Origin of the sequence: Nonomuraea sp. NPDC059023, from assembly GCF_042740095.1 — a bacterium.
Taxonomy (GTDB): Bacteria; Actinomycetota; Actinomycetes; order Streptosporangiales; family Streptosporangiaceae; genus Nonomuraea.
The window spans coordinates 1-7,878 of the sequence record NZ_JBHYIO010000097.1; the positions used below are offsets into that span (position 1 = coordinate 1).

Sequence of the window (7,878 nt, forward strand, 5' to 3'; positions counted from 1 at the left end):
CGCCGTCAACGCGCTCGCGGCGGGACGGGTGCCGCCGGGCGCGCACGAGGCCGCCTGGGTGCTCGACCCGGAGCGCGTGCTCGGCGACCTGCGCGCGGACCCGGCCGTGCGGGTCACCTCCGGCGTCGAGGAAGCCGTCGTCGAGGAGGGGGTCCTGTGAACTCACAGCCGCGCGTGCTGGTCTGCGGGACCGGCTTCGGCCGGATCCACCTGGCCGCGATCGCCGCGCCCGGCTCCGGGTTCCGGCTCGCGGGCATCCTCGCCAAGGGCGGCGAGCGCTCCCACGCCTGCGCGCGAGAGGCGCGGGTGCCGCTCTGGACCCGCGTCGAAGACGTGCCGGACGGCGTCGACCTGGCCTGCGTCGTGCTGCTCGGCGCGGTGAACGGCGGCCCGGCCAGTGAGGTCGCCGCCGCGCTGACGGCCCGCGGCGTGCATGTGCTGCAGGAAGGGCCGCTGCTGCGCGACGAACTGGCCGGGCTGCTGCGCGCCGCCCGCGAGCACCACACCGTGTACCAGGTCAACAGCCACTACGTGCACCTGCCGCCGGTGCGGCGCTTCATCGCCGCCGCCCGCGCGCTGCGCCCCCTCTACGTCGAGGCGGCCTGCGGCGTGCAGGTCTCCTACCACCTGTTCGACATCCTGGGCCGGGCGCTCGGCGGGCTGCGTCCCTACGAACTGCCCGCGCCCACCGGCTCCGGCCCCTTCCGCACGATCGACGGCACCCTCGCCGGGATGCCGTTCACGCTGCGCGTGCAGAACCAGCTCCACCCCGCCGACCCCGACAACCACGCCCACCTGCTGCACCGGATCACCGTCGGCGCGGACGGCGGCACGCTCACGCTGGCCGGCACCCACGGCCCCGTCCTGTGGTCGCCGCGACCGCACCTGCCGGAGGAGGCCAGGAAGACCACCAGGTTCGCCGACGCCGCCGACCCCGGCCTCGACCTGCCCGCCACCACCGTCATCGGCCCAGCTCAGACGCCTGGCTACCGCGAGATCCTGGCGACTCACTGGCCCGCGGCGGCCCACCGCGCGATCAGCGGCCTGTGGAAAGCCGCCGGTGACAGGATCGATCCGCTGCGCGAGGGGCAGTACTACCTGTCGGTCAGCGGGATCTGGCAGGCGATGGCCGCCTCCCTGGGATTCCCCGAGCGGCTGTCCGGTCCGCCGCCCCGCCCGATGCCCGCCGCCGAGCTGATCGCGGCCGCCCGTACCGAACTGGAGGACTCACCGGCATGACCACGACGACCACCCGGCAGCGCGAGCAGTGGCTGCGGCCCCTGCGCGTCCAGGAGGTGCCCAGGCTGCGCCTGGTCTGCTTCCCGCACGCCGGCGGCGCCGCCGGGTTCTTCCGCACCTGGGCCGCGCGCCTTCCCGAAGGCGTCGAGCTGTACGGCGTGCAGTACCCCGGCCGCCAGGACCGCCTGCGCGAACCCTGCGCCGCGACCATGGACGAGCTGGCCGGACCGGTCGCGGCCGCCCTCGCCCCGATGAGCGAGGTGCCGCTGGCCCTGTTCGGCCACAGCATGGGCGCCGCCGTCGCGCACGAGACCGCCCGCCGCCTGGAGAGCCTGCTCGGCGGCCCGATCGCGGGCCTGGTCGTCTCGGGACGCCCCGCGCCGCACCTGGCCCGCCCGGCCCAGGTGCACCTCGGCGGCGCGCGGGCCCTGCTGGAGGACCTGCGCAGGCTCGGCGGCACCAGCGACGAGGTTCTCGACGACCCCGCGCTGCGCGAGCTGATCCTGCCCACGCTCGCAGCCGACTACCGGCTGATCGAGACCTACCGGCCGGACGAGACGGCGCCGATCGCGACCCCGATCTGCGCCGCCGTCGGCGCGGCCGACCCCGAGGCGGACCACGACGAGGCCGCCGCCTGGAAGGGCTGCACGACGGGCCCGTTCCGGCTCAGGGACTTCCCCGGCGGCCACTTCTACCTCGTCCCCCACGAGAGCGAGCTGGTCGAGCAGGTGCTGCAGTTCTGCGGCCTGCCCGGCAGCTGGCCCTCGACCCCGTAACCGAAGAAGAGGAGACATCGGGCATGAGCGTCGAGAAGGAACTGCGAGAGCTCGAGGAGCAGGGCTGGGCGGCCATCTCGGTCGGCAACGGCGACTTCTACCGCGAACTGGTCACCGACCGCACGATCTGCGTCGAGCCCGACGGCCCGCAGACCGGCGCCGAACTGGCCGCCGACATCGAGGCCAACAAGGCCCCCTTCGACGACTACACGCTGGAGGACGTCAAGGTGCTGGAGCTCACCGGCGACGCGGCGCTGATCACCTACCGCGCCACCGTCCGGCTCAAGGAGGCCGGGTTCGCCTTCCAGCTCTACATGACCAGCGTCTACGAGCGCGGCGGCAGCGCCTGGAAGCTCGTCTTCCACCAGCAGACGCCGGTGAAGCAGGACGGCTGACGGCCACCACATCGAGGAGATGAGCGGCATGAACGGAGGGGGAGTCGAGGTCGAGGGCCTGCGCAAGGTCTTCGGCGACAAGACGGCCGTGGACGAGGTGTCCTTCGCCGTCGAGCCGGGCGCGGTGGTGGGCCTGCTGGGCCCCAACGGCGCCGGCAAGACCACGGTGATCAACTGCCTGAGCACACTCCTGCCGCTCGACGGCGGCAGGGCGTCGGTCGCCGGGCACGACGTGGCGGGCGACCCGTCGGGCGTACGCGCGTCCATCGCGCTGACCGGCCAGTTCGCCGCGGTCGACGACGTGCTGACCGGACGCCAGAACCTCGTGCTGTTCGGCAGGCTGCTCAAGCTCGGCAAGGCGGCGGCCACGGCCCGCGCCGGGGAACTGCTGACCGGGTTCGGCCTGGCGGACGCCGCCGACCAGCCCGTCAAGTCCTACTCCGGCGGCATGCGCCGCCGCCTGGACCTGGCCGCCAGCCTGGTGGTCAGCCGCCCGGTGATCTTCCTGGACGAGCCCACCACCGGGCTGGACCCCGTGGGCCGCCAGGAGATGTGGGACGTCGTCGCCTCGCTGCGCGACAAGGGCGTCACGCTGCTGCTGACCACCCAGTACCTGGAGGAGGCCGACCGGCTGGCCGACCGGCTCGTGCTCATCGACCGCGGCAAGGTGATCGCGGAGGGCACGCCCGGCGAGCTCAAGAAGCAGGTCGGCGGACAGGTCTGCGAAGTACGCGCCGAACCGTCCGAGGACGCCCTGCGCGCTCTGCGCGGCAAGGTGGAGAACGTCGAGGAGTCAGGCGGCCTGGTCATCGTCCGCGACGCCGACGGCGGCACGCTCGCCGAGGTCGTCGCCGCCCTGCGCGAGCGGGGCGTCGAGGCCGACGACATCCGGCTGCGCCGGCCCACGCTCGACGAGGCGTTCTTCGCGCTCACCGGCCACGGGCGCGAGGAGGCCGCGTCATGACGGCCAGGAGCGAGGCCGGGCTCGGCAACCTGTTCGGGCAGGGACTCCTGCTGGCCGGGCGCAACATCCGGCTCAACTCGATCGCCGACACCGTCAGCACGATGGTGATCTTCCCGATCATCTTCGTCTTCGGCTTCCTGGCCCTGTTCGGCAACCTGCTGCGGGTACGCGGCATCGACTACGCCCAGTTCCTGCCACCGGCGATCGTCGTGCAGTGGATGTTCTCCGTGGCGATCACCGCGGCCTTCTTCGCCGCCTCCGACCGCCGCAGCGGCATGCTGGCCCGCTACCGCGCGCTCGCCATCAACCGGGGCGCCGTGGTGGTGGGCCGGATGGCCGCCGACAGCGTACGGGCGCTGCTGGCCATCGCGGTGATCGTCGCGACCGGCTACGTGGCCGGGTTCCGCTTCCAGGCCGGCCCGCTGGCCGCGCTGGGCTTCGCCGCCCTGTCCGTGGCGTTCGCGCTGACGATCTCGGCGGGCACCAGCGCGCTCGGGCTCGTCTCCCGCGACCCGGAGTCGGTCTCCTCGACCCTGCACGTCATCTACCTGCCGCTGCTGATGATCTCCTCGGCGTTCGTGCCCGCCGACGCCTTCCCCGCCTGGATCGAGCCGGTGGTACGCCACCAGCCGGTCACCGCGGTGCTGGACGCGCTGCGCGCGCTGGCCGAGGGCGGCCCGACGGCCGGGCCCGTGGTCAAGGCGCTGGCGTGGCTGGCCGGGCTGCTGGCGGTCTTCTCGGCGGCGGCCGTCCAGGCCTTCAGGAGGGCGACATGAGCACCCTTGCCGAGACCGGCCTGCTCGCCGGTCGCAACCTGCGCCGCTTCGTCAAGAGCCCGCAGCTCGTCGCGGACTCGGTGATGTTCCCGGTGATCCTGCTGTTCCTCATGCTGCTGGTCTTCGGCGAACTCGTCGGCCAGGCCACCCGCGGCTCCTACATCGACCGGCTCGCCCCGGTCATCGTGCTGTTCAGCGCCGCGTACGGGGCGGTCGGCACCGGCGTGGGCTTCTTCACCGACCTGCGCGGCGGCATCACCGACCGGTTCAGGGCCATGGACATCGGCCGGCTGCCGGTGCTGGCCGGGCGCATCGCCGCCGACCTGGCCAGGGCCGTGATCGTGGCCGCGTTCACCACGGCCGTCGCGTACGCCGCCGGGTTCCGGTTCGGTCAGGGGCCGCTGGCGGTGCTCGCCTTCTTCGCGGTGGTGGCGCTGTTCGCCTGGATCTTCCTGTGGCCGGCCGTCGTCGTGGCGCTGTCGGCCTCCAGCGAGCAGGCGGTCAGCGGGGCGCTCAACACGCCGGTGACGCTGCTGCTGTTCCTGTCGTCGGGGTTCGTGCCGGTCGAGCAGTTCCCCGGCTGGCTGCAGCCGGTGGTGCGGGCCAATCCGCTGTCGCTGGCCGGTGACGCGCTCGTCGGCCTTTCGAGCGGCGGTCCCGTTCTGGTGCCCGTGCTTTTCACCGCGGCGTGGGCGGTGGCGGTGACCGCCATATTGGCGCCGCTCGCCCTCCGCCTTTATCGGTGAATTATCGCTGCCGGAATTCGAGGAGGCGGTATTCGATGTGCCCTTTTTCCGCTGCGCATTTCGCGGCGCGCAGCGTCGTGGCCCGCCAGCCGCTTTCCTCGGCCAGCGCGCGCACCCGGTTCTCGTCGCCCAGGTCGGTGAAGCCGAGCAGCAGCCGGCCGCCCGGCTCCAGGTGCGCGGCGGCATCGCGGAAGTAGGCGGCGTGCGTGGCGTAGCCGGGATCGAAGAACGCGCGCTCCAGCGCGTCGGCGGGCTCACCCTCGACGAAGTTGGAGTTCCAGTAGAGGAGATCGAATCGGTCTTCGCTGGTCAGCGGCTCGAACAGGTCGCCTTGGGCCGTACGGACGACGTCGTCGACGCCGTGCCGTACGGCGTTGAGCCGGGTGTTGTCCACGGCCGCCGCGCTGAGGTCCAGTGCCGTCACCGAGGCGCAGCCGCGCAGCGCGGCCAGCACCGAGATGTAGCCGGTGCCGCTGCCGACCTCGCAGAACGAGCCGTGCAGGGGATAGGGCAGCCATTCGGCGTAAAGGGCCGACGACTGGGACAGGTGCGGGGCGTAGACGCCCGGCAGGAGATCCCATTCGAGGCCGAGCAGCTCGAAAGTCCGCGGAGTGGTTATTTCGCGATGGCGGGTGATGAGTTTCGCTGCGACTTCTTGCATGAATGCGATTATAGGCAATAGGGTTTCAACTGACCAGAGAATGGCAGGAGCAGAAAATGCTCACCGAAAACGCAGTGGATCCGATGCGGGAGTTCGCCCGCTGGGAGATGCCCGGCTTCGCCGTACTGGCCACGGCCGACCACCACGGCCGCCCCTCCGCCCGCTGGGTGGACGTGGCCTACGTCGACCACGGCTTCGTGTACTTCACCAACCACGCCAGCCGCAAGGCCGCCGACGTCGCGGTCAACCCCATGGCCGCCCTGTGCTTCGCCCTGCTGGAGAAGGGCAGGCAGGTCCGCGTCGAGGGCCTGGTCGCGCGGCTGGGCGAGGTCGAGTCCGACGCCCACTTCGCCACCCTGCCCCGCACCCTCCAACTGCTGGCCTGGAGCAGTGACCAGCGCACCGAGATCGGCGACCGGCAGGCCGTGCGCACCCGCTTCGACGAACAGCGCGCCCGCTTCACCGGCCAGGAGGTCCCGCGCCCCGTCCACTGGGGCGGCTACCGGCTCACGCCCCGCGAGATGGAGTTCTGGCAGCGCAGGGCCGACGAGATCCAGGACCGCGTCCGCTACCGCCACGCCTCCGGCGGCTGGCACCTGACGCGGCTGGCCCCCTGAGGAGGACCGCATGATCCCCGGATGCGTACCGTGGCCGGAGGAGAGCGCCCGCCGCTACCGCGAACTCGGCCTGTGGACAGGACAGACCCTTGGCTCCCTGCTCCACGCCCACGACGGGCGCACCGCGCTCGTCACCGCCACCGGCGAGCGCCGCACCTACCGCGACCTCGCCGAGCGCGCCGCCCGCCTGGCCACCGGCCTGCACAATCTCGGCGTACGGCCCGGCGAACGCGTCATCGTGCACCTGCCCAACTCCCCGGAGCTCATCGACACCCTGTTCGCCCTGTTCACGCTGGGCGCAGCCCCCGTACTCGCGCTGCCCCCGCACCGCCACGACGAGATCGGCCACCTCGCCGCGCGGACCGAACCGGCCGCCTACGTCATCCCCGACCACCACCAGGGCTTCGACCACCGCGAACTGGCCCGCCGGATCCACGGCCCCCGCCAGGTGATCGTGGCCGGGCAGCCGGAGGAGTTCACCCCCCTCGACGCCCTCTACGCCGAACCCGCCGACCTCAAACCGCCCGGCCCCGGCGACGTCGCGCTCTTCCTGCTGTCCGGCGGCACGACCGGCCGCGCCAAGCTCATCCCGCGCACCCACGACGACTACCTGTGCAACCTCCGGCTCAGCGCCGCCAACGCCCGGCTGACCGGGGACGACGTCTACCTGGCCGCGCTGCCCATCGCGCACAACTACGCGCTCGGCTGCCCCGGCGTGCTCGGCACCCTGCACGCGGGCGGCGCCGTCGCCCTCACCCCCACCCCCGGCCCCGACGACGCCTTCCCGATCATCGAGCGCGAACGCGTCACCGTCACCGGGCTCGTGCCCTCGCTCGGCCTGCTGTGGGCCGAGGCCGCCGCGTGGACCCCGCACCGCCTGGACAGCCTGCGCCTGGTGCAGCTCGGCGGCGCCGCGGCCGGCCCCGGACTGGTGGCCGACGTCGAGGCGCGGCTCGGCCGGGTGCAGCAGTCGTTCGGCATGGCCGAGGGGCTGCTCAGCCAGAGCCCGCCGGACGACGGGCCGGACCTGCGGGCCGGCGCCCAGGGAAGGCCGCTGTCGGAGCATGACGAGATCCGCGTCGTGGACGAGTCGGGCGCCGAGGTGCCCGCCGGTCAGGCCGGCGAGCTGCTGGTGCGCGGGCCGTACACGATCAGGGGCTACTTCCGCGCGGACGACCACAACGCGCGGGCCTTCACCCCCGACGGGTTCTTCCGCACCGGCGACCTCGCCCGCACCACCCCGAGCGGCCACCTCGTCATCTGCGGCCGGGTCAAGGACGTGATCAACCGCGGCGGCGACAAGGTGCCCGCCGACGAGGTCGAGGAACACCTGCTGGCCCACCCGCACGTGCGCGCCGCCGCCGTGGTCGCCGTGCCCGACCACTACCTGGGCGAACGCACCTGCGCCTACATCGTCGCCGGGGCCGAACCGCCCACGCTCCCGGCCATCGGCGCGTTCATGCGCGAGCGCGGCGCGGCCGCCTACAAGATCCCCGACCGGGTGGTCGTCGTGCCCGGCCTGCCGCTCACCCCCGTCGGCAAGGTGGACAAGGCCCGGCTGCGGGACGAGGCGCCGTGATCGCCGCGGCCCAGCAACCCGACTGGGACGACCCGGCGCTGCTCGGCAGGGTCGTCGCCACCCTGCACGGGCTGCCGCCGCTGGTCCGCGCGCGCGAGTGCGACCGGCTCGCCGCCGCCGTCGCC

General features: G+C 73.1%; 9 protein-coding genes. 8 read left to right on the forward strand and 1 reads right to left on the reverse strand.

Annotated elements, in window-relative coordinates; translation table 11 throughout:
* Positions 1-156 precede the first annotated feature (156 nt).
* From ACFWYW_RS58465 to ACFWYW_RS58490, 6 genes are read left to right on the forward strand one after another with little or no spacing between them, the layout of a single operon-like run.
* Positions 157-1,239: a Gfo/Idh/MocA family oxidoreductase gene (locus tag ACFWYW_RS58465; protein ID WP_379612759.1), complete on the forward strand. Its 1,083-nt coding sequence runs from the start codon at positions 157-159 to the stop codon at positions 1,237-1,239.
* A complete protein-coding gene (locus tag ACFWYW_RS58470) occupies positions 1,236-2,015 on the forward strand; it encodes a thioesterase II family protein (RefSeq protein WP_379612758.1) in 780 nt (259 codons plus the stop codon). The genes ACFWYW_RS58465 and ACFWYW_RS58470 overlap by 4 nt, the downstream gene beginning before the upstream one ends.
* Positions 2,016-2,038: 23 nt before the next feature.
* Complete coding sequence (locus tag ACFWYW_RS58475; protein ID WP_379612757.1) at positions 2,039-2,410, forward strand: nuclear transport factor 2 family protein; 372 nt, start codon at positions 2,039-2,041, stop codon at positions 2,408-2,410.
* A gap of 28 nt (positions 2,411-2,438) precedes the next feature.
* Positions 2,439-3,374, forward strand: a complete 936-nt coding sequence (locus tag ACFWYW_RS58480; protein WP_379612756.1) for an ATP-binding cassette domain-containing protein — start codon at positions 2,439-2,441, stop codon at positions 3,372-3,374.
* The gene (locus ACFWYW_RS58485; RefSeq protein WP_379612755.1) at positions 3,371-4,150 is read left to right on the forward strand and encodes an ABC transporter permease; all 780 of its coding nucleotides are present in this window, start codon (positions 3,371-3,373) and stop codon (positions 4,148-4,150) included. Before ACFWYW_RS58480 ends, ACFWYW_RS58485 begins: the two co-directional genes overlap by 4 nt.
* The gene (locus tag ACFWYW_RS58490; protein WP_379612754.1) at positions 4,147-4,896 is read left to right on the forward strand and encodes an ABC transporter permease; all 750 of its coding nucleotides are present in this window, start codon (positions 4,147-4,149) and stop codon (positions 4,894-4,896) included. Before ACFWYW_RS58485 ends, ACFWYW_RS58490 begins: the two co-directional genes overlap by 4 nt.
* A 1-nt stretch (position 4,897) precedes the next feature.
* On the opposite strand, the gene ACFWYW_RS58495 is transcribed toward ACFWYW_RS58490, so the two are convergent.
* Positions 4,898-5,557 carry a methyltransferase gene (locus ACFWYW_RS58495; protein ID WP_379612753.1) on the reverse strand — a complete coding sequence of 220 codons (660 nt, stop codon included), beginning with the start codon at positions 5,555-5,557 and terminating at the stop codon, positions 4,898-4,900.
* Positions 5,558-5,613: 56 nt separating this feature from the next.
* Here ACFWYW_RS58495 and ACFWYW_RS58500 point away from each other — a divergent pair, with 56 nt between their 5' ends.
* Entirely contained in the window at positions 5,614-6,174 is a 561-nt protein-coding gene (locus ACFWYW_RS58500) for a pyridoxal 5'-phosphate synthase (protein WP_379612752.1), read from the forward strand.
* Between the two features lie 10 nt (positions 6,175-6,184).
* Positions 6,185-7,753, forward strand: coding sequence for a (2,3-dihydroxybenzoyl)adenylate synthase (locus ACFWYW_RS58505; RefSeq protein WP_379612751.1), 1,569 nt, complete (start codon positions 6,185-6,187; stop codon positions 7,751-7,753).
* Positions 7,754-7,878 lie beyond the last annotated feature (125 nt).